This is a genomic window from Streptosporangium longisporum (assembly GCF_039534895.1).
GTDB lineage: Bacteria > Actinomycetota > Actinomycetes > Streptosporangiales > Streptosporangiaceae > Streptosporangium > Streptosporangium longisporum.
In genome coordinates, this window is record NZ_BAAAWD010000006.1 from 1749021 (window position 1) to 1768753 (window position 19733).

At 73.2% G+C, this 19733-nt stretch carries 22 protein-coding genes; 10 read left to right on the forward strand and 12 right to left on the reverse strand.

Translation table 11 applies throughout. The annotated features are described in order from the left end of the window. The first annotated feature begins 39 nt into the window (after positions 1–39). The 3 genes from ABD832_RS12130 to ABD832_RS12140 all read left to right on the forward strand — a co-directional run bounded on the left by ABD832_RS12130 (position 40) and on the right by ABD832_RS12140 (position 3804). Positions 40–1335: a lipopolysaccharide biosynthesis protein gene (locus ABD832_RS12130; RefSeq protein ID WP_344892825.1), complete on the forward strand. Its 1296-nt coding sequence runs from the start codon at positions 40–42 to the stop codon at positions 1333–1335. Further along, the gene (locus tag ABD832_RS12135) at positions 1332–2582 is read left to right on the forward strand and encodes a glycosyltransferase family 4 protein (RefSeq protein ID WP_344892828.1); all 1251 of its coding nucleotides are present in this window, start codon (positions 1332–1334) and stop codon (positions 2580–2582) included. The genes ABD832_RS12130 and ABD832_RS12135 overlap by 4 nt, the downstream gene beginning before the upstream one ends. A 331-nt stretch (positions 2583–2913) precedes the next feature. Next, complete coding sequence (locus ABD832_RS12140) at positions 2914–3804, forward strand: maleylpyruvate isomerase N-terminal domain-containing protein (RefSeq protein WP_344892831.1); 891 nt, start codon at positions 2914–2916, stop codon at positions 3802–3804. Between the two features lie 45 nt (positions 3805–3849). Here the strand turns inward: ABD832_RS12140 and ABD832_RS12145 are convergent, their stop codons facing one another. Further along, positions 3850–4911 carry a hypothetical protein gene (locus tag ABD832_RS12145; RefSeq protein WP_344892834.1) on the reverse strand — a complete coding sequence of 354 codons (1062 nt, stop codon included), beginning with the start codon at positions 4909–4911 and terminating at the stop codon, positions 3850–3852. 247 nt (positions 4912–5158) lie between these two features. On the opposite strand from ABD832_RS12145, the gene ABD832_RS12150 reads away from it, so the two are divergent. Continuing rightward, positions 5159–6490 carry a sensor histidine kinase gene (locus tag ABD832_RS12150; protein ID WP_344892837.1) on the forward strand — a complete coding sequence of 444 codons (1332 nt, stop codon included), beginning with the start codon at positions 5159–5161 and terminating at the stop codon, positions 6488–6490. 71 nt (positions 6491–6561) lie between these two features. Next, positions 6562–7311, forward strand: coding sequence for a response regulator transcription factor (locus tag ABD832_RS12155; RefSeq protein WP_344892840.1), 750 nt, complete (start codon positions 6562–6564; stop codon positions 7309–7311). Positions 7312–7340: 29 nt separating this feature from the next. Here ABD832_RS12155 and ABD832_RS12160 read toward each other — a convergent pair whose 3' ends face one another. From ABD832_RS12160 to ABD832_RS12190, 7 genes are all read right to left on the reverse strand, one after another. After that, a complete protein-coding gene (locus ABD832_RS12160) occupies positions 7341–8267 on the reverse strand; it encodes an oxidoreductase (RefSeq protein ID WP_344892843.1) in 927 nt (308 codons plus the stop codon). Beyond that, on the reverse strand, positions 8264–8743 hold the full coding sequence (locus ABD832_RS12165) for a hypothetical protein (RefSeq protein WP_344892846.1): 480 nt from the start codon (positions 8741–8743) through the stop codon (positions 8264–8266). Before ABD832_RS12165 ends, ABD832_RS12160 begins: the two co-directional genes overlap by 4 nt. Positions 8744–8846: 103 nt before the next feature. Beyond that, complete coding sequence (locus ABD832_RS12170) at positions 8847–10688, reverse strand: FtsX-like permease family protein (RefSeq protein WP_344892849.1); 1842 nt, start codon at positions 10686–10688, stop codon at positions 8847–8849. Positions 10689–10693: 5 nt separating this feature from the next. After that, a complete protein-coding gene (locus ABD832_RS12175; RefSeq protein WP_344892852.1) occupies positions 10694–11440 on the reverse strand; it encodes an ABC transporter ATP-binding protein in 747 nt (248 codons plus the stop codon). Further along, entirely contained in the window at positions 11437–11964 is a 528-nt protein-coding gene (locus ABD832_RS12180; protein ID WP_344892855.1) for a PadR family transcriptional regulator, read from the reverse strand. Before ABD832_RS12180 ends, ABD832_RS12175 begins: the two co-directional genes overlap by 4 nt. 167 nt (positions 11965–12131) lie before the next feature. After that, positions 12132–12647, reverse strand: coding sequence for an SRPBCC family protein (locus tag ABD832_RS12185; protein ID WP_344892858.1), 516 nt, complete (start codon positions 12645–12647; stop codon positions 12132–12134). Positions 12648–12822: 175 nt separating this feature from the next. After that, positions 12823–13194, reverse strand: coding sequence for a winged helix-turn-helix transcriptional regulator (locus ABD832_RS12190; RefSeq protein WP_344892861.1), 372 nt, complete (start codon positions 13192–13194; stop codon positions 12823–12825). Positions 13195–13271: 77 nt separating this feature from the next. Here ABD832_RS12190 and ABD832_RS12195 point away from each other — a divergent pair, with 77 nt between their 5' ends. Further along, positions 13272–13913 carry an NADPH-dependent F420 reductase gene (locus ABD832_RS12195; protein WP_344892865.1) on the forward strand — a complete coding sequence of 214 codons (642 nt, stop codon included), beginning with the start codon at positions 13272–13274 and terminating at the stop codon, positions 13911–13913. A 57-nt stretch (positions 13914–13970) separates the two neighbouring features. Here the strand turns inward: ABD832_RS12195 and ABD832_RS12200 are convergent, their stop codons facing one another. Next, positions 13971–14543 (reverse strand): CGNR zinc finger domain-containing protein, encoded by a 573-nt coding sequence (locus ABD832_RS12200; protein ID WP_344892868.1) that lies wholly within the window; start codon positions 14541–14543, stop codon positions 13971–13973. 176 nt (positions 14544–14719) lie between these two features. Here ABD832_RS12200 and ABD832_RS12205 point away from each other — a divergent pair, with 176 nt between their 5' ends. The 4 genes from ABD832_RS12205 to ABD832_RS12220 all read left to right on the forward strand — a co-directional run bounded on the left by ABD832_RS12205 (position 14720) and on the right by ABD832_RS12220 (position 17661). Continuing rightward, positions 14720–15157 (forward strand): VOC family protein, encoded by a 438-nt coding sequence (locus ABD832_RS12205; protein WP_425582581.1) that lies wholly within the window; start codon positions 14720–14722, stop codon positions 15155–15157. Between the two features lie 71 nt (positions 15158–15228). Next, entirely contained in the window at positions 15229–16158 is a 930-nt protein-coding gene (locus ABD832_RS12210) for a pyridoxamine 5'-phosphate oxidase family protein (protein ID WP_344892873.1), read from the forward strand. A gap of 49 nt (positions 16159–16207) precedes the next feature. Then, on the forward strand, positions 16208–16399 hold the full coding sequence (locus tag ABD832_RS12215) for a ferredoxin (protein WP_344892876.1): 192 nt from the start codon (positions 16208–16210) through the stop codon (positions 16397–16399). Further along, positions 16396–17661 (forward strand): NAD(P)/FAD-dependent oxidoreductase, encoded by a 1266-nt coding sequence (locus ABD832_RS12220; RefSeq protein WP_344892879.1) that lies wholly within the window; start codon positions 16396–16398, stop codon positions 17659–17661. The genes ABD832_RS12215 and ABD832_RS12220 overlap by 4 nt, the downstream gene beginning before the upstream one ends. Before the next feature lie 107 nt (positions 17662–17768). On the opposite strand, the gene ABD832_RS12225 is transcribed toward ABD832_RS12220, so the two are convergent. The 3 genes from ABD832_RS12225 to ABD832_RS12235 all read right to left on the reverse strand — a co-directional run bounded on the left by ABD832_RS12225 (position 17769) and on the right by ABD832_RS12235 (position 19558). After that, positions 17769–18308, reverse strand: coding sequence for a GNAT family N-acetyltransferase (locus ABD832_RS12225; RefSeq protein WP_344892882.1), 540 nt, complete (start codon positions 18306–18308; stop codon positions 17769–17771). A gap of 39 nt (positions 18309–18347) precedes the next feature. Beyond that, positions 18348–18893 carry an NUDIX hydrolase gene (locus ABD832_RS12230; RefSeq protein WP_344892885.1) on the reverse strand — a complete coding sequence of 182 codons (546 nt, stop codon included), beginning with the start codon at positions 18891–18893 and terminating at the stop codon, positions 18348–18350. Positions 18894–19033: 140 nt separating this feature from the next. After that, complete coding sequence (locus ABD832_RS12235; protein WP_344892888.1) at positions 19034–19558, reverse strand: hypothetical protein; 525 nt, start codon at positions 19556–19558, stop codon at positions 19034–19036. Between the last annotated feature and the right edge of the window lie 175 nt (positions 19559–19733).

The window sequence follows — 19733 nt, forward strand, 5'->3', positions numbered from 1 at the left end:
GCGGGTCGTCCGCGCGCCCCGCACCGGACGGGAGGCGTGATGGCCCGCGGGGACGTGCGCGCCCGCGTCGCGCGGCTCGTCGACGTCCACCGCTGGGCGGCCGGGCCCACGCTCGTGAGCACCCTGGCCAGCGGCACCGCGGCGGCCACCACGCTGGTCATCGCCAGGGGGATCGGCGCCGCCGCGTTCGGCCACTTCACCGTCGTCCTGTCGATCGCGCTGATCGCCACCGTCGCCATGCTCACCAGCCTCAACTACGTCATGTTCCAGGAGCTGCCGCGCGCCGAACCGGCGGACCGGCCGGCCCTGGTGACGACGGCGCTCCTGTCGACGCTGGTGCTCGGGACGGTCCTGTTCGCCGCCGGGATGCTGGCCGCGCCGCTGCTGACCGCGGCGCTCGGCGTCGACACCCGTACGCTCGCCTTCGGCCTGGCGCTGGCGCTGTCGATGACCCTGAACCAGCTCACCGAGAGCTTCCTGCGCGGGCTGAAGAGGTTCGCGCTCGTGGCCGCGCTCAAGCTGGCCGTCGCCGTCGTCTACCTGGCCGGTTCGGCGTACTGCCTGCTCGCGCTGGGGATCGAGGACGCCGAGGTGTACCTGGGCGCGCTCATCGTGACCAACCTCGTCTTCGCCGTCGTGGCCGTGGCCGGGTCCGGGGTGGCGCCGCGCTCCTGGTCGCCGGTCCTCGCGAGGTCGCTCTACCGGCACGGCGCGTACGTGACCGTCATCGCCACGTTCACCGCCGTGCTCTTCGGCGTGGACGTGATCTTCCTCAACCACTGGGCCGGTCGGGCCGACGTCGGCGTGTACTCCCTGTACAACGGCTTCCCCAAACGGCTGCTCGGCGTGGTGTTCATCGACGGGATCGGCCTGGTGCTGCTGCCCATGATGGCCACGATGGCCAAGCCCGCCCTGATGCGCAGGATCGCGCGGCTCGCGCCGGCCGTCGCGGGGGCCACCGCGGTCTTCTCCTTCGCGGCCAGCCTGGTGTTCTTCCTCGTGATGGGCGAGGAGTACCCGTACTCGGTGGGGCTGATGGCGCTGGCGGCCGTGGGCATCGGCCTGCACACCGTCTTCAACCTGTACTTCGTCGCCCTGTCGATGGACGGGGTGCGGGGTGCCAAGGTGTTCATCGCCTGCCTCGCCGCCGGGACGCCCGTCGCGCTCGCCTGCCAGGCGGCGTTCATCGCCTGGTGGGGGCTGGTCGGCGGGCTGGTGGCGTTCGCCGTCAGCAATCTCATCCTGGTGGCCGTCGTGGTGGTCGCCGTCGGCCGGGTGTACCGGCCGGACGGCCCGGTGGCGGTCACCCCATCTACCCGGGAGGCCGACCGATGAGGATCGCCTGCGTCGTCAACCAGTACCCGCCGAACATCACCGCCGGGCTGGGCCGCTACGTCGAGCTGATCACGCCGTACCTGGCCCGCGACCACCGGCTGGCCGTCTTCACGCTCAACGACGGCCACCTGCCCGTGCACGAGCGGGGCGACGGCGTCACCGTCCACCGCCCGCGCGGCCGCGTCCTCGGCGCGATCGGCCGCCGCCGCCGGCTCAACCGCACCCGGGGCGCCGAGTTCGCCCTGCTCGCGCTGAACGTCGTGGTCAGCAACTGGCGCTACTTCCTGCGGCTGCGCCGTGCGGGCCGGGACGAGCGGCCCGACCTGGTCGCCGTGCACGACTCGACGAACTTCCTGTGCGGACTGCTCTGCCACTACGTGCTGCGGCTGCCGGTCGTCTTCCACGTGCACACCACCGAGTACGGCGTCGCGGCGCAGCGCACCGTCAACGACCCGCTGAACGTGTTCGCCGCCGTCGAGCGGTGGCTGGCGCGGATCTCCCGGCGGGTCGTCGTCGCCACCCCGGAGGTGCGCGCGGAGCTGATCGCCGCGGGCTGGGACCGGACGCCGATCGACGTCGTGTGCCTGGGCGGCACGTACGAGCGGGTGCTCGCCGACCCCGCGTTCGACCGCGACGGGCTTCGCGCGGGGGCCACCGCCCTGCGGGCCCGGCTCGGCATCGCCGCCGGGGACCCGGTGCTGCTGTTCGTCGGCCGCATCGAACGGCAGAAGGGCGTCTACCCGCTGCTGGAGGCCATGCGGACGATCGCGCCCGCCGTCCCCGGCCTGCGCCTGGTGATCGTGGGGGAGGGCGACGACGCGGGGGTGGCGCGGATCGTCGCCGAGACGGGCCTGGAGGGACGTGTCCTGACGTCCGGCGGGTTCGTCGACGGCCGGGCGCTCCTGGAGTTCTACGAGATGGCCGACGCCTGCGTCTTCCCCTCGCTGTTCGAGCCGTTCGGCCTGGTGGCCACCGAGGCGATGGCACTGGCCAGGCCCACGATCCTCGGCGACGGGTTCTCCCGCATCTTCCTCGGCGACCCCGACCGGCCTGCTGTCCGTTTCGTCCGGAGCGCCGACCCCGGTGACATCGCCCGCGTCGTGGTCGAGGTCATGACGGACCCGGAGCTGCGCCGTACGCTCGGCGACCGGGGGGAGAGGTTCGTCCGGGAGAGCCTGAGCTGGAGCAGGGCGGCCGACGAGACGCTCGCGGTCTACCGCACCGTGCTCGCAGGATCGCGATCATGAGGATCGTCGGTGTCCCCGTGCGGGCGTGAGGTGTGGTCGCCCTGGTGCCGGCCGTGGTGCGGGGGTTCGTACGGCCCCGGCGCGACGTCGAGGGGCCGGCCTCGGGCGGCGGTTCCCTCCCGGGGGCCCGGCCCGCCCGGGCGTTCCTCCCCGGGTCCCCGGGAACGGACGCCGGAGCTTGATCGTTGATCGTGCGGAAGTGCCGGGCGGCCACCGGGCCGTCGATCCACCCCGCGAGTTCCCACGAGGCACGGGAGCTCACGTCCTGGAACGAGCGAGACGGCTCAGATGGTCGTCGTCGTGGCGGTGCGGCGAATCTCTGGAGGCCGGAATGACGGCAGGAACCACGGAGGACCTGTGGCACAAGGTCCGTACCGCCCTCGAGAGGAACGGTGACAGGTTCGCCGAGCTCGTGGTCTCCGCACCCGACGCCCAGGTCATGGTGACCGGGGACTGGTCGGTCGCCGACACCGCGGCCCACGTGGCCGGCATCGCCGCGTACTACCCGTCCCTGCTGAGGCCCGGCGATGTCCCCACCCCGTTCCCGGACCTCGCCGACCGCATGCGCTCCGTCGACGTGGACAGGGTCGCCGAGCTCAACCACCACCTCATGAGGGAGATCACCGAGCGGGACCCGCGGGTGCTGGCCGAGCGCCTGCGGCGCCATGTCGGGGAGATCCTGCGGATGAGCGAGGATCTCGATCCCGACCGGACGGTGACCTGGCTCGGCTCCTCCCGCGTGACCGTGGCCGGGCTGCTGGCGCACCTGGTCAACGAGTTGATGATCCACGGCTGGGACATCGCCCGGGCCGTCGGCGCTCCCTGGCCGATGTCCCCCGGGGACGCCGGTCTCTTCCTCGACCTGTTCGTGACGGGCCTGCTCCGCAACGGCTTCGGCTCCCTGCTGGACACCGGTGAACCGCCGGACCCGCGCCGCGTCGCCGTGGAGTTCCGGTCCCCGCACACCCGCCCCGTGACGCTCGTGCTGCGGGACGGGAAGGTGACGGTGGAGGAGCCCGGTGCCAGGGCCGACGTGCGCCTGCGCTTCGATCCGGTCACCCTGAACCTGATGCTGTTCGGGCGGGTGAGCCAGGTCAGGGCGGCGCTGACCGGGAAGGTCGTCGTCACCGGGCGTCGCCCCTGGCTGCTGTCGGCCTTCCTGCGCAAGGTCCGCCTGCCCTCCAACTCCTACCCGGCCCCGGCCGTCGCGGGTGAGCCCTGACCCGCGGTGCCCACCGGCCGGTCACCCTCGCCGTGGAGCGCGGGGTCAGGGCCGGGCCGTCGTGGTGTCGCGAAGGCGCCGCGCGGCGAGGGCGAGGATCGCGACGGCGACCAGCGTGAACAGCACGTTGCCGGCGCGGGCGACGACCGGATCGGTCGTGCCGACGATGGGCGTCAGCAGGAAGCCCGACCACGCGTAGGCGGCGACGGCCCCCGACGCGGCGGCCAGGACGTGCGCCGGTCCCCACCCCCGGCGGCGGCCGTACCACCACAGCGCGGCCACCGCCGCGACCTCGGCCGACAGGCAGACGACGACGCTCACCCAGCCGGGCAGCTGGTCGGCGCTCTGCCGGACGACGCTCGCCAGCACCAGCGAACCCGCGAGGACGAGCACGGGTGAGGGGACGGAACCGGGCAGGCGGGACGTCTCGACGCCCGGCCGGACGGCGAACGCGGCCAGGACGAGCAGCACGGCGGCCACCGCGGTCGCGATCATCTGGGACGCGGAGGGACGGAACACCGGCACCCCGGTACCCGTCCACGTCGAGTAGAGCGTCCCGGCCCCGTAGAGCGCGACGGTGAGCAGGAACACCGTCGCGGTCACCACCAGGCCGCGGGTGCGCAGCCACGGCACCCGCGCCCGGTCCGGGAACAGGGTCTCGGCGAGCGCGATCGGCGTGCAGATGCTCCAGACGACGTGCAGCGACAGCACGTAGACCGTCCACTCCGCCCCCATGCCGAGGAAGGGCAGGGGCGCCTCGTCGAGCAGGCGGTAGCCGGCGAAGTCCGGGTTGAACAGGGACATCGTGGCGAAGCCCTCCTCCAGCACGCCGAAGGCCCCCGCCAGCAACGCGATCGTGGGCCAGCCCCGGCCGGTGCGCCGCGCCAGCTCGCGGATGAGCAGGGCCCCGCAACCGTAGAGCGGGACGAGGACCACCACGAAGCCCACGGAGGTCAGCGCGATGTCGCCGAGCAGCAACTCCGCGACGAACGGGGCGAGCAGCAGCAGGGAGACGACCGGCGCCCACCGCCGTCGTCCCGGCTCAGGGCCGTCGTCGGGCGGCCGGGTTCGGGGGACGGGATCGGAGGGGGACGTGTTCTTCGACATCCGTTGTCCTTAAGAAAGACGGTCTACGGCGGCAGGCCGGGTCGCGCGATCGCGCATGGACGCCACTGACATCGGCGCCGTTGACCTGCCGGATCGCCGTACGGACAATGAACAATCTATTCCTCGGCACCCCCGCGGATCCGGCAACCGGGTTGCGTCCTACGTCGCCGACGTTGCGTGTTCGCAGGCTCGGTTCCCGGCCTCCGCGACGGGGTGACGGCGTCTCCCGGTGGGGAAGGTGCGCGGTATGACAGCGGGATCGACGTTCGCCGGCGACCGGAGTCCCGGGTGGGCGGGACATGCCGTGGTGTTCACCGTCGTCGTTGCCCACGCGTGCCTGCAGGTCCTGCTCCACGCCGCGGGACAGCGGACGTCCGGAGCGCTGGGACCGGCGGCCGAGCTGGTGTTCAACCTCGTCGTCGACGCTCTCCTGCTGTTCGCGCCGGCCCGCCCGCGGGCGGTCGGTGTCCTCGTCGTCCTCGCCGCCGCGATCGCACGGGTCGCCGATCTGGCCGCACCCGGGCTGCTGACCTCCACCGACGCGCTCTACGCGGGCCCGGTGCCGCTCGCGACGCCCGTCGCGGTGTGGATCCTGGTCTACCTGTGGCCCACGCCCACGCCCGCACCCACGGCCTTCGCCTGCGTCGGCGCGCTGGCGCTGCTGAACGCCCAGCCGTGGGCGCCGACCTGGACCGGCCTCTACGTCGGTGTGGTCTACGCCGTGCTGCCCGCCGTGATCGCGATGTACGTGCGGGCGCGGGCGAGCCTGCTGAGCTCGCTGCGCGAGCGGGTCGAGATCGCCGAACGCGAACGGCACCTGCTCAACGAGAGGGCCATCGTGGCCGAACGCCAGCACCTGGCCGCCGAGATGCACGACGTCGTCACCCATCACGTCACCGAGATCGTCCTGCACGCCGGAGCCCTGCGGACGTCGACCGACGACGAGGCCGTCAAGGCGGCGGCACGGCGGATCGGGGACCTCGGCTCCCGGACGATGGTCGAACTGCGGGACCTCATCGGTGTCATGCGCAGCGGCGAGCGGGCCGCGCCGGCAGGGGTGACCTGCGACCGGGACTGTGCGCGGACGGCGGCACCGGGGACCTGTGGCCGGGACTGCCCGCGAAGGGCGGCACGGAGCACGGACGACCGGGGCGGGGACCTGGCCGAGCTGACCGGCTCCGCCGGGGCGTCGCTGCGCGTCGGCGGCGATCCCGGCACGGCGTCTCCCGCGATCTCCCGTGCCGCGTACCGGGTGGTGCAGGAGGCGCTGACCAACGTCCGCAAACACGCCCCGGGAGCCCGGGTGAGCGTCGACCTGCGTCACGGTGACGACGCGGTGCACGTCGAGATCCTCAACACCGCGCCCACCGAGCCCGCCGATCCGTCGCTGGTCGCCAGCGGGTCGCGTACGGGGCTGGCGGGCCTGCGGCGCCGGGTCTCCCTTCTCGGCGGCACCCTGCGGAGCGGGCCCACCGAGCAGGGAGGGTACCTGGTCACGGCGAGCCTCCCCGCGCTCGTCCCCGCCGAGGACCATCGCGAGCCCGAGGGACCGGCCTCCCCTGACCCGCCCTCGCCGTGAGCCCGGTACGGACGGCGGAGCCCCTGCCGGTCTCCCGGCCGCGTCCGGCGCGGATATATACGCTTGGGGACATGACCACCCCCCGGCGGGCCGGGCCACCGGACGACATCGGCCCGGCCGACGACACCGGCGCGCCGCCGGCGATCAGGGTCCTGCTCGTCGACGACGACCCGATGGTCCTCGGTCACCTGCGGGCCATCCTGGGATCGGCCGCCGAGATCGACGTCGTCGGCGTGGCGTACGACGGGGCCGAGGCCGTCGAAGAGGTGCTGCGTGCCCGCCCCGACGTGGTGCTGATGGACATCAGGATGCCCGGGGTCGACGGTGTCACCGCCACCAGGGAGATCAACAGGCTGCCGGGCCCGCCCGCCGTCGTGGCGCTGACCACCTTCGACTCGGACGTCCACGTGCTGGAGGCGCTGGAGGCGGGCGCGGTCGGCTTCCTGGTGAAGACGACACCCCCCGAGGACCTGCTCGGCCTGATCAAGGTGGTCGCGGGCGGGCACAGCGTGCTGTCACCCGTGGCCGCGCGGCACCTGCTGGAGCGGTCGGCCCGCGCCGCGGGCGGCCGGGAGGCCGCGCTCGGCAGGATCGCCGTGCTGAACGACCGGGAACGCCACCTGCTGGGCCTGGTCGGGCAGGGCCTGACGAACCGGGAGATCGCCGCGGACCGCTTCCTGTCCGAGACGACGGTCAAGAGCTACGTCTCCAGGCTGCTGGCCAAGCTCGGGCTGGCCAACCGGGCCAACGCGGTGTTCCTCGCGCACGAGGCCGGTCTGGTGGACGGTCCCGGCGTGAAGGACGGCCCCTCTCCCGGATGACGGTGACGCCCCACCGGCTCGCCCCGAGGTCAGGCGAGCCCGTCCAGCCGGGCGACGTCGTCCTCGTCCAGCCGCAGACCGGCCGCGGCGACGTTCTCCTCCAGGTGGGCGACGGAGGAGGTCCCGGGGATGGCGAGGGTCACCGGGGAGCGGGCCAGCAGCCAGGCGAGCATCACCTGGGCGCGGCTCGCGCCATGACGACCGGCGACGTCGTCCAGGGTCCGTTCCTGCTCCGGGGTGGGTGCCATGCCGGGCGGAGCCTGTGACGTGTCCAGGCCGGGCCTGAGCAGGCCCGCGGCGAGGGGGAAGTACGGGACGAAGGCGATCCGGTGCTCCTCGCAGGCGGCGAGGACGCCGGGGTCGCCCCGGTCGAGGAGGTGGAAGCGGTTCTGCACCGCGGCCACGGCGCCCAGCTCGCGAGCCTCGGCGAGCTGGGCGACGGTGACCCCGCTGAGCCCGAGGTGCCGGATGAGACCGCGCTTCTGCAGCTCGGCGAGCGTGGCGAAGGACTCCGCGAAGGGGGTGTCGTCGGGGAAGAGCAGGCCGTCACCGCCGACACGCAGGTAGACCAGGTCGAGATGAGCCCTGCCGAGCCGGGAGAGGTTCTCCTCGACCTGGTCGCGCAGTTCGGCCGGTGTGGCGGCCGGACTCCAGCCACGCCACTCGTCCCGGACCACCCCCACCTTGGTGGCGATCACCAGCTCTTCGGGGTACGGGTGGAGGGCCTCGCGGATGAGGTCGTTGGCCACGTGCGGGCCGTAGAAGTCGCTGGTGTCGATGTGGGTGACGCCGAGCTCGACCGCCCGGCGCAGGACGGCGCGGGCCGCCGCCGGGTCCTCGGGCGGCCCCCAGGCGCCGGGGCCGGGCAGCTGCATGGCCCCGTAGCCGAGACGGCTGACGGCCGGTCCGTCCCCGAGCGGGAGGAGACCCCCGGGAGCGGTGTGTTCGTCGGTCATGGGTGATCTCCCCTGGTGAGGGCCGACGCGCGGGCGGAGAGCCGGGCGCGGACGGAGTCGACGGTGATGCCGGGAGGATGCCGTTCGAGCTTGCCGCGGTTGGCCAGGTCGTGAACGCCCTGGCGGGTGATGCCGAGCATGCTCGCGGCCACGGACACGGAGACGGCGGTGGCGCTGGGGTGTCCCGCCCGCAGGAGCACGGCCTGGCCGAAGGGGGTGCCCCACCACCCGGCCGGTGGGTCGAATGGGGCGTCCCCGGGGTACAGGGCGCTCACCAGGCGGATCGCGGTGTACATCGCGGCCTGGTCGTCACCGCCCAGCAGCGTCTCGGCCCATTCGCGGGCCTGCGGCGCCAGCCGGTCCCGCATCGGGTCCGCCGTGCCGAAGAGGATGTCGAGCGGGTCGAGCAGCCGACTGCCGACGACCCTCTCCAGGTCGTCCGCGAGCGCGTCACGTGCCTGCGTCCACATGGCCATGGTTCCTCCCCTACTTGACGTTCGTCGTCAAGTACATGGCCGAGCATCACCTACTTGACGCTGAACGTCAAGTAGCTTCCGTCCCGCGTCGCGCGGGCCCGGCCTAGAGGGCCTCGGCCACGGGACGACGGCCGCCGAGGCGGGCGGGAACGCAGGTGAGCGCCGCCACCGCGAGCACGGTCGCCGACACCAGGGCGATCAGCTGCCAGGGCGAGGGAGACACGGCCCTGTCGCCGTCGCCGCCGGTGATCGCGTTGATCGCGGCGAACAGCGCGGGACCCCCCGGGAAGACGCCTGCGACGGCACCGGCGAGCGCGGGCAGCACCTGCGCGGCCGCCAGTGCCGCGCTCACCTCGCCGGGGGTCGCGCCGAGGGCCCGTGCCAGCGCTGACGCATGCCGGTTGTCGAGCACCGTCGCCCAGGTGACGGCGACGGCGTTGACCGCCGCCAGGCAGAGCAGTACGACCGTCCAGACCAGGAGCACCCGGCGCAGCACCTCCACCTGGGCACCGTCGTACGCGCCCGCGAGCGGCTGGGCGGCGAGGAAGGCGTCGAGCACCAGCAGGACGTACATCCCGCCGACCGTGATCGCGATGCTGACCGCGCCCAGCACGGTCCGTCGCGGCCGGCGGGCGGCGACCCGCAGGGCGAGAAGCAGCGGGACGGGCAGTCGCGCCGAGACCGCGATCAGCGGGCCGACGCGGCGGGGCGGGCGCGGCGCGTCGGCCAGCGCGGCGACGGTGCTGGAGCGGGCGGCGCGCACGACCGGGACGACGGTCGCGGCCACCGCGACCCCGAGTGCCACCGCGGTCACCGAAACGGCCGTGGACACGGTCATCGACGGCGTCCCCGCGCCGCCGACGAGACCCGCGCCGGGCCCGGTGAGCAGCGGGGCGGCCAGCGACCCGGCCGCCAGCCCGGCCACGGCCGCGACGACGGCCACCAGGACGTACTGCGCGAGCAGCACGGCGGTGATCAGGCCCGGTGTGCCGCCGACCCCCTTGAGGAGCCCGACGCGCCTGGTCTGGTCGGCCATCCGGCCGCCGACCAGCACCGAAAGACCGGCCACGGCCAGCAGACCGAGCAGCCAGGCCCCGATCAGCAGAAGGATCTGGGAGTCCGCGGCCAGCTCGGTGGCGTCGTCGCGGATGTCCTCCCAGGTCTGCATGAGAGCGGCGCCGCCCTGTCCGCCCCGGTGCGCGTCGACGAACGCCCGGGCCTCGTCCGGGTCGGCCAGCCTCAGGTTCATCACGTGGGCCGGGGAGCCCGGGTCGAGGCTCCGCACGTCCGCCCGGGTGAGCCAGACCAGTCCGGGCTCGCGCAGCAACCCCGCGGGCGGCCCGGCACCGGCCGGGTCACCGGGAACGACGTCGCTCATGCAACCGGCGGGGACGATGCAGGACGCCCCCGGGTAGGGCGACAGGGCGGCGGTGACCGCGGTGCCGACGACCGTGAACGACCGGCCGTCCAGGGTGACCGGATCACCGACGCGCACGCCGAGCGCGGCCGCGAAGGCGGCCTCGACCACCACGCCACCGTCGCCGACCCAGCCTCCCCGTACGATCTCGGGCTGGTCGACCGGCGCGGGCGCGGTGTCGCGTCCCACGACCTGCACGTCCGAGGTCCGATCGGCCGCACGGAGCTTCGCGGGGACGACCGGGTACGGTCCGCTGTGGCCGACGACGCCGGGGGCACCGGCCAGCTTCTCCAGCTCCGCGAGACCGGGAAGCCTCCCGGTCCGGTCGCCGCCGACGACGACCACGTCGGGCCCGCCGGTCGCCTCCCGGGTGCTCCGGTACGGGTCGGCGGCCGCGTCCCGCAGGACGAGCCCGAGCGTCAGCGTCGTGGTGGCCGCCATGATGGCGAGCAGCAGGAGCGCGGTCTCGGCGCGGCGCCGCCGGAGGTCGCGCACGGCGAGGCGGCACACGAGCAGGATGCGGCCCATCGCCGTCAGTCCTCCAGCCCGGCGAGGGCGCCGAGCCGGTCGGCGGTGCCACCGGTCAGCCTGGTCTCGTCCACGAACGCGCCGTCGCGCATCGAGATCAGCCGGTCCGCGGTGGCCGCGATCCGCGCGTCGTGGGTGACGATGACCAGTGTCTGGCCGGCCCGGTGCAGGCCCTCGAAGAGCCGCAGGACGTCCATGGTGGCGGCGCTGTCCAGATTCCCGGTCGGCTCGTCGGCGAGGACGACCAGCGGTTCGTTGCTCAGCGCCCGGGCGACCGCGACCCGCTGCCGCTGGCCACCGGACAGCGCGGAGGGCAGGAAACGTGCCCGGCCGGCGAGCCCGACCCGTTCCAGCAGCTCCTCCGCGCGCCGTCTGGCGGCCCGCGGCGAGCGTCCGGCCAGCAGCGCCGACAGCTCGACGTTCTCCACGGCCGTGAGCTCCTCCATCAGGTGGAAGGACTGGAAGACGAAGCCGACGGCGGTCCGCCGCATCCGGGCCAGGGCCTTCTCGCCGATGTCGTCGATACGACGGCCGTTCAGCGACACCTCTCCGCCCGAGGGGCGGTCCAGCCCTCCGAGCAGATGCAGCAGCGTGGACTTCCCGCAGCCGCTCGGACCCATGATCGCCACCGTCTCTCCCGCGGCGACGTCGAGATCGACCTCGTCGACGGCGCGTACCAGTCCCTCCCCCTCGCCGTACTCCTTCCGCAGCCCGCGGGCGCGAAGCAGGGGCGTGCCGGTGGCGTTGCTCACGATCCACTCCTTCGGTGGGTCCAGTTCTTCTCGCACGCCTCGAGCCAGTGCAGGTCCGCCTGGAGCCGGAGCACGACGCCCTCCAGCAACAGCGCCGCGTCCGAGTGCTCGGGCTCGGCCATGGCGGCGCGCTGGGCGTCACGCAGTCGCCGCAGCAGCTCGCGGCGCTGGGCGTCGAGGAGGGTGAGCGGGTCGGCCAGCCGGGCCGACGCCGCCGCGATCAGCTTGAGGTGGAACTCCGCGAGGCCGGGTTTCGGCCAGCTCACGTCGGCGATCCACTCGGCGACCCGCTCCCGGCCGTCGGGGGTGAGCGCGTACACCTTGCGGTCCGACCGGTCGGCGCCGTCGGCGGACCTCTCGACCGCCAGCAGGCCGGCCTTCTCCAGCCGGGTCAGCGTGACGTAGATCTGGCCGGCGTTCATCGCTTCCCCGAGAGGGCCGAGCGCGTCGCGCAGCCGGGCGCGCAGCTGGTAGCCGTGCGACGGCTCCTTGGCCAGCATGGCCAGGACCACTTCCTGCTGCATCGCACCCTCCTATAACCGTTAGCCCCTATGTCTAACGGTTATCCCTCCTCTCGGCAAGTCCGCACGGTGCGGGTGATGTCTCTGGAACGTTCCATGAACGCGGGAGGCCCCCTCGGGGACGTGTCCGCGAGGGAGCCGGCCGTGCCGTCAGGGTCGCGAAGGCGGCGTCACCGCTTCTCTCGGCGTGACGACCCTCCGGTGCACAGCGCGTCGAGCCGCTCCAGCGTCGTCGACATGCTCTCGATCCACCAGGAAGGGTCGTCGTCCAGCTCGGCGCGCTTGTTCTCGGTCAGGCGGGAAGCGTCGAAGATCTCGGTCACGATCGTCGCCCCGGCGCCGTCGGGGACGAGGTCGAACACCCACCGATGCCCCCACCGCGCCTCGGGCGAGGACGCGTCCGGGTGGCCGAGCCCGGACTCCGGCTCCCAGCCGATGCGACGGTCCGGTTCGTACTCCACGACGTGGTTGTTCATCTCGTAGTCGCCGTGCAGCTCGTAGTACATCCTCATGACGAAGACGTCCCCGGCGCCGGAGATCACCGCGTCCGAGGCGGGCCCCCGCAACATCCCGGAACCGTCCAGGTCGAGGTGCCGCGTGGGATCCTTCAGGATCCGGAAGATCTCACCCGCCGGAGCCTCGATGCGCCGGGACACCGCTACGGGCTCGTAGGCCTCTTCCGTCATCTGCACGTCCTTTCCGACCGTGGAGCATCGTCCGACCATTCGTGCGGGGATGCTACGCGGGGGGTGCGACAATCCGGCCGGGAAGAGCGGTGACCGGTGGGGACGCGGCGTCGAACCGTCGCGCCACCGCTCCCTCTCCTTCGCGCGTCGGCGGAGGGGGTGGTCTCGTGCGCGGTCAGCTGCCCGTGTCCCCGGCCGACTCCGCGCGCTCCTGGGCCGCCATGACCTCGTCCCCGTGCTCGAAGGCCCAGCCGCCGAACGCCTCGATCGGCTCCAGCAGCGTCCGGCCCAGCGCGGTGAGCCCGTACTCGACGTGCGGTGGCGAGCCGGGGTACACGCTGCGCCGTACGAGGCCGTTGAACTCCAGCCGGCGCAGCGTCTCGGTGAGGACCTTTGGACTGATGCCACCGATCCGCTCCCGCAACCGGCCGGGCCGCGAGGGGCCGTCGCGCAGGGCCCACACCACCACGGCGTTCCAGGTGTTGGCGAGCAGGTCGAAGGCGAGCCGGGCACGGCAGTCGGCGAGGAACATCTGCTGAGCGGTCACATACCGAATGGTGCCCGAGCGCTTCCCTAATGTCGTCCCGAACCCGACATCAAGGACACCTAAGGAGTGTGAGCGGGATGGAGATCGGAATTCTCGGGACGGGCGGCATGGCGACCGCGCTGGGCGAGCAGTGGGCGCGCGCCGGCCACACCGTACTCGTGGGCGGGCGGGACGCCGGCCGTGCCGCCGCGACGGCCGCCGCGATCGGCGGACGGGCGGGCACCCTGCGGGAGGCGGCCGCGCACGGTACCGGCGCCGTGCTGCTCGCGGTGCCCTACGCGGCCGCGGCGGACGTGGTGTCCGGCCTCTCCGGTGACCTGGAGGGACGAACGCTGATCGACTGCACGAACCCGGTGGGGCCGGGCTTCGTCCTGGAGACCCGTGGCGGCCCGTCCGCGGCCGAGCGCATCGCGGCCGCGGCGCCCGGAGCGCACGTCGTCAAGGCGTTCAACCTCTGTCACGAGAGCGTCTGGCGCATGACCCCGCCCGTCTTCGACGGCCGTCCGCTGGCGGTCCCGCTCTGCGGTGACGACGCACGGGCCCTCGACGCGGTACGGCGGCTCGTCCGCGACCTCGGCTGCGAGCCGTTCGACGGGGGAGGGCTCGCCCGGGCGGACCTGCTGGAGGCGACGGCCGTGTTCCTGATCGGCCTGTGGGTGGGCGAGGGAGTGGACGCCCAGGCCATCACACCGCCGGTGGAGTACGCGGGGATCCGCTAGGCGTCACCGGAGGGATCGACGGGCCGCGCGACGCCCGGTGCGCGGCCCGTCCGTGGTTCAGCCGCGGCCGGTACGCCGGTAGTGACGCATGGCCTTGGCGCGGTTGCCGCAACCGGCCATGGAGCACCAGCGACGCGTGCCGTTCTTCGACACGTCGTAGAAGTGCAGGATGCACTCGGGGTTCGCACAGGGCCTGACGCGCTCGGGCCGGTCGGCCAGCAACCGGAGGAAGTCCTCGACCGCCGTCCACGCCGGTCCCCACGACGGCAGGTCGACCCGGATCTCGGTGGCCGGTCCGTCCGGCCGCAGCGAGCGGTGGATCCGGCCGCGATCCAGCACGGCGTTCGCCGCCCGGAGCGCGTCGTCGCCGAAGGCGGGGACGGTGCGGACGAGACCGTCCAGGGCCGTCCTGGCCTGGAGCAGCTTGTCGAGCGTGTCCTCGTCGGCGGGCGCGTTCATCTCGCCCAGGGCGTCGCGCACGGGCGTGGAGCCGAGCCAGATCGCGAGCCCGCCGACACCGTCCAGCAGGTCGTGGTAACCGGCGGCGTCGATCCAGCGGGTGTTGAGCAGATCGATCGACAGGGGCTCGCCGGTCAGGGGCCGGGGGTCCGCCGGGAGGTTTCGCGGCACTGAACTGGTCCTTGGGAACGGGGCTGGTCTGGGCTGACGTCCCCATCCTAACCCCTTACGAGCGAATGACAGGTTGACGCCCCCGCACCTAACCTTTAAAGTCCTTTTCAGTGGTTGCGAGGGCGTCTCGCGACCTCGACCTAGGGCATGTGACGACTTTGAGCACAATCACGAATCTGGTGACCGGGCACGTCGGGCTGAACGTCACCGACCTGGAGCGCTCGCTCGCCTTCTACCGCACGGTCTTCGACTTCGAGGTCATGGCCGCGGGCGACGAGACCGACCGCCGCTGGGCCTTCCTCGGACGGGACGGCCGGCTCCTGGTCACCCTGTGGCAGCAGAGCGAGGGCACGTTCAGCGTGAGCACCCCGGGCCTGCACCACCTGTCGTTCCAGGTCGACACCATCGACGAGGTCAACGCGACGGCGGAGGTGCTGCGCGGCCTGGGCGCCGAGTTCGCCTACGAGGGCGTGGTCCCGCACGGCGAGCAGGGCGTCTCCGGGGGCGTCTACTTCACCGACCCCGACGGCACCCGTCTGGAGATCTACGCGCCCACCGGGGCCGACCCCGCGGCCGCCCCCGTCCCCGGCGCTCCGACCTGCGGCTTCTTCTAAAGGAGCAGCTCGCGGAGCACCCTTCCGAAGGACAGCCTCGCGGCCGTACGACTCACGGAGAAAGGATCACTGTGGCCACCTACCACAGCGGCGAGATCGCGGTGCAGGACCGTGCCGGACTCGGCGAACAGGCCCGCCTCTCCCTCGGCGGCATCGGCGAGGCCGTGCCGGAGGTGGCCGCGGCGTTCCTCGCCGAGCAGCCGATGATCGTCGTCGGCGGCGCGGACGCCTCGGGACGGGTCTGGGCGAGCCAGCTGACCGGCCCGCCCGGGTTCCTGCGCACGCCCACGCCCCGGGTCCTCACCGTCGGCGCGCTCCCGTCGCCCGGCGACCCCCTGGAGGACGTCCTGGCCGGGGCCACCGGGCACCACGGATCCGTCCCGGTCGGCATGATCGCCATCGAGCCCGCCACCCGGCGGCGGATGCGGATCAACGGCCGCGCTGTCGTCGAACGCGACGGCCTGCGCGTCGACATCGACCAGGTCATCGCGAACTGCCCCAAGTACCTGCAGAAGCGGGACCACCGCGTCCTCGAACACGACGCCGAGGCGGCTGTGGCCCGTACCGTCACCGACGGCACGGCGCTCGACGCGGCCCAGCGGCGGGCCGTCCGCGAGGCCGACACCTTCTTCGTCGCCACCGTCTCCGACCGCGGGGACGCCGACGCCTCGCACCGCGGAGGCAACCCCGGCTTCGTCCAGGTGCTCTCGCCCACCCTGCTCCGCTGGCCCGACTACGTCGGGAACGCCATGTTCCTGACGCTGGGGAACCTGGCCCTCAACCCCGCGGCCGGCATCGTCCTGCCCGGCTGGGAGACGGGTTCCGCGCTGCACCTCACCGGGACGGCCCGCACCCTGTGGGATCCGGCGGAGACCGTCCGGATCCCCGGAGCCCGGCGCCTGGTGGAGTTCTCGATCGAGGCCGTACGGGAGATCTCCGCCGCGAGCCCCCTGCGGTGGAGCGCCCCGGCCTACTCCCGATTCAACCCGCCGGTGCGCTGAGCGTCCCCGCTCGGCGCTCGGCGCACCCGACCTCGTAATGGAGCCACCCGTGCGGATCACCGTGGACATGAACCTCTGCGAGAGCCATGGACAGTGCGTCTTCGCGGCGCCCGGCGTCTTCTCGTTCGACGACGACGACCACCTGCTGTACGACGCCACCCCCGCCGACGCCCTGCGGGCCACGGTGGAGGCGGCCGCGGCGAGCTGCCCCGTCCGTGCCATCGGCGTCACCCCCCGGTGAACGCGACCACCGGCCGGCTGGTGATCGTCGGAGCCTCGCTCGCCGGCCTGAGGGCGGCGGAGGCCCTGCGCGCCGGCGGCTTCACCGGCGGCCTCACCATCGTCGGGGACGAACCCCACCTGCCCTACGACCGGCCACCGCTGTCGAAGCGGATCCTGACGGCGGACCCGGCGCACGACCCGGCACCCGGCCTGACGTGGGACAACGACCTGCCGCTCCCGGACGGCTTGGACGCGCGATGGGAACTCGGCCGTCCGGCCGTCCGCCTCGACCCGCGGGGAAGGACGGTCACCCTCGCGGACGGCACCCGGCTGGCCTACGACGGCGTTCTCGTCGCGACCGGCGCGACGGCCCGCGGCAGGCCCGACCCGGACCGCGGGGTCCTCACCCTCCGGACCCGGGACGACGCGCTGAGGCTGCGGGCCGAACTCCGTCCGGGGCGCAGGCTCGTCGTCGTCGGCGCGGGCTTCCTGGGCGGGGAGATCGCGGCCGCCGCCCGCGCGCGCGGCCTGGCCGTCACCCTGGTCGAGGCCGCGAGCCTGCCCCTGGAGCGGGCGATCGGGTCGGTCCCCGGCGCGTTCGTGGCCGAGCTGCACCGCCGGGCGGGCATCGACCTGCGGACCGGTACCACGGTGACGGACTTCCTGTTCGCCCATGGCCGCCGCCTGTCCGGTGTCCGCCTGTCCGACGGCACCGAGACGCCCGCGGACGTGGCCGTGCAGGCACTCGGCGCCGCACCCGCCACCGCCTGGCTGGCCGGATCCGGCATCGACATCGGCGACGGCGTGCGCTGTGACGTCCACCTGCGCGCCCTGGCCCCGGACGGGACCGTCGTGCCGGGCGTGGTCGCGGCCGGCGACGTCGCCCGCGTCCCGCACCGCCTCGCCGGCGGGACCTCGATCGTCCTCGGCCACTGGACCAACGCCGCCGAGCAGGGCGCCGTGGCCGCGCACACCCTGCTGAGACCGGACGAGCCCCGCCCGTTCACCGGCGTTCCCGGCTTCTGGTCCGACCTGCACGGCGCCCGGATCCGGTCGGTGGGCCTGCCCGCTCTGGCGGACGAGGTGCGCGTCCACGAGCACGACCTCCCGGGCCGGCACCTGGAGGTCTCCTACCACCGGGACGGAGGGCTCGTCGGAGCCCTGACCGTCGGCCGTACCGGCAGGCTCGTCCCCTACCGGCGTCGGCTGGAGACGGCGAGCCGGGACCCGGCGTCGTCCGCCGCGCACGGACATGCTCGCCCCGCGCGGGTCCGCTCGTGATCAGCGGGTCCGCTTGTGATCACCCGTCACGGTTCGTCGGGACGGGAAGTCACGGCTCGTCGGGACGGCAAGTCGCCGTTCGTCGCGACGGGAACGAGCGGGGGAGTTCATCGGGCGCGCTCGCCGGGGACCAGCATCCGCTCCCAGAACACCTCGTCGTGCCAGGCGCCGTCACTGTAGAAGTGCTCGTGCGCGATGCCCCACGACCTGAAGCCGTTCCTCGTCAGCACCCGGTGGGAGGCCAGGTTCTCGAGCTGGGTGTGCGCCTCCAGCCGGTGCAGGCCCAGCTCCTCCGCCGAGATCCGCACGACCTGCTCCACCGCGCGGCTCGCGTGCCCCCGGCCCTGGAACGCGGACGCGACCCAGTAGCCGAGAAAGCCCTTCTGGAAGGATCCCCTCAAGATCGTGCTCACCGCGATCTGGCCGACGACGGTGCCGTCGGCCACGATGACGCCGGGCCACCCACCGCCCTTGGCGTGCGTGTCGAGAAGGTGCTCGATCCAGCGGGCCTGGCCGTCCTCCGTGTAGAAGCCGTCCGGCCGGACGGGAAGCCAGCGGACGTTCGCATCGAGGTCGGACACGAGATGGCGTGTGATGACCGGGGCGTCGGCGACGTCGATCAGGCGTACAGAGGTCGGGGACGTCATCGGTTCACCTCCTTGGCTCGGGCACCGGGCCCCTGCCGGTCACGGCGGCAGGTCGGGCCCGGGGCGGTGTACCTGGTCGAAGAGGTCCGGATGGTGCCAGGGCAGGATGACGGGCTCGTCGGGGACGTCACCGGCGAGCAGGCGTTCCAGCAGATCCGCCAGGCCGAACGGGATCACCTGTTCGCCGGTGCTCCGGAGCTCGGGCAGGGACCACCAGCGGAAGCCGTCGATCAGCGACCGTTCGTGATCCTCCATGCCGGAGACGTCGACCTCCATCTGCCGGCTGCGGAGGAAGAAGAAGGACTCGCGGGAGAGGAACAACCGGCCGTCGGCCCGGCGCCAGTGCCCCTCGGCGGCGGCCACGACGTGCCCGAGCTCCTCGGGCGGGACCGAGTACCCCGTCTCCTCGCGGAGCTCTCGTGCCGCGGCGTGGTCCAGCGGCTCACCGTCGTCGATGCCGCCACCCGGGGTGAACCATGAGTGTTCGGCGGCATCCGTCATCCTCAGCCCGCGATAGAGCAGGATCCGATCTTCGCCGTCGACCAGCAGGATGCGCGCGGACGGTCGGAGGGTCACGTCGGGCATGACGATGATCCTAGATGCCGCCGCTGCGGGGTGACCATCGCGATCCGGCCGCGACACCGGGAAGGCCGCTGTCATGGAAAGGCCCGTCTCACGGGAAGGCCGCTCTCACGGGAAGGCCCGTCTCACGAGGACGACCCGTCTCACGGGGAGGCCGTCACGCCCGGCCGGACGACGCCGCCGGCGGAGGCCACCCGGTCACGGTGCCAGCGGAGCAGGCCGGTGAAGGCCAGCCCGGAGGTCACCACCCCCCCGACGACCCGTACCCAGTGGCCGGTCTCGAACTCGGCGGCGACGGTACGCAGGTAGGCGGCGGAGTGGGTGCCGACCGGGTCCACGAACATGATCGTGTTGCGCGGCCAGAAGAAGAGCGCGGAGAACAGGAACTCCGCGCAGACGAACACGACCGTGGCCGGGACGATCCACCGGCGCACCGACGGCGTACGCCAGGTGAGCAGGGACGCCAGCACGGCGCCGATCACGGTGCTCAGCCCGAGCGGCGGGAAGAAGTCGGACGGACCGGCGGCGACGATGAACTCGCGGGTCAGGACGAGCGAGGCGGGCGGGTCCCGGAAGATGTTCGGGTAGAGCATCACGGTCTCGGCGATGACACCTCCCATCGAGATCATCGACGTCCATACGAGCACGATCAGGACTGCGGTCGTCACACGCGGCGCGCGGATCATCAGAGAACTCCGTTCCGTCCGTTCGGGTGGTCGGTCGTCCGGGGACGGGACGAGCGGTCGGTCGTCCGGGGACGGGACGAGGCTAGGCAACCGCGGGGTGCCCGGTCGTCCGGCCGGGATCCCGGCCCGGGGTCGCCTCCCGACGTACCGGGACGCC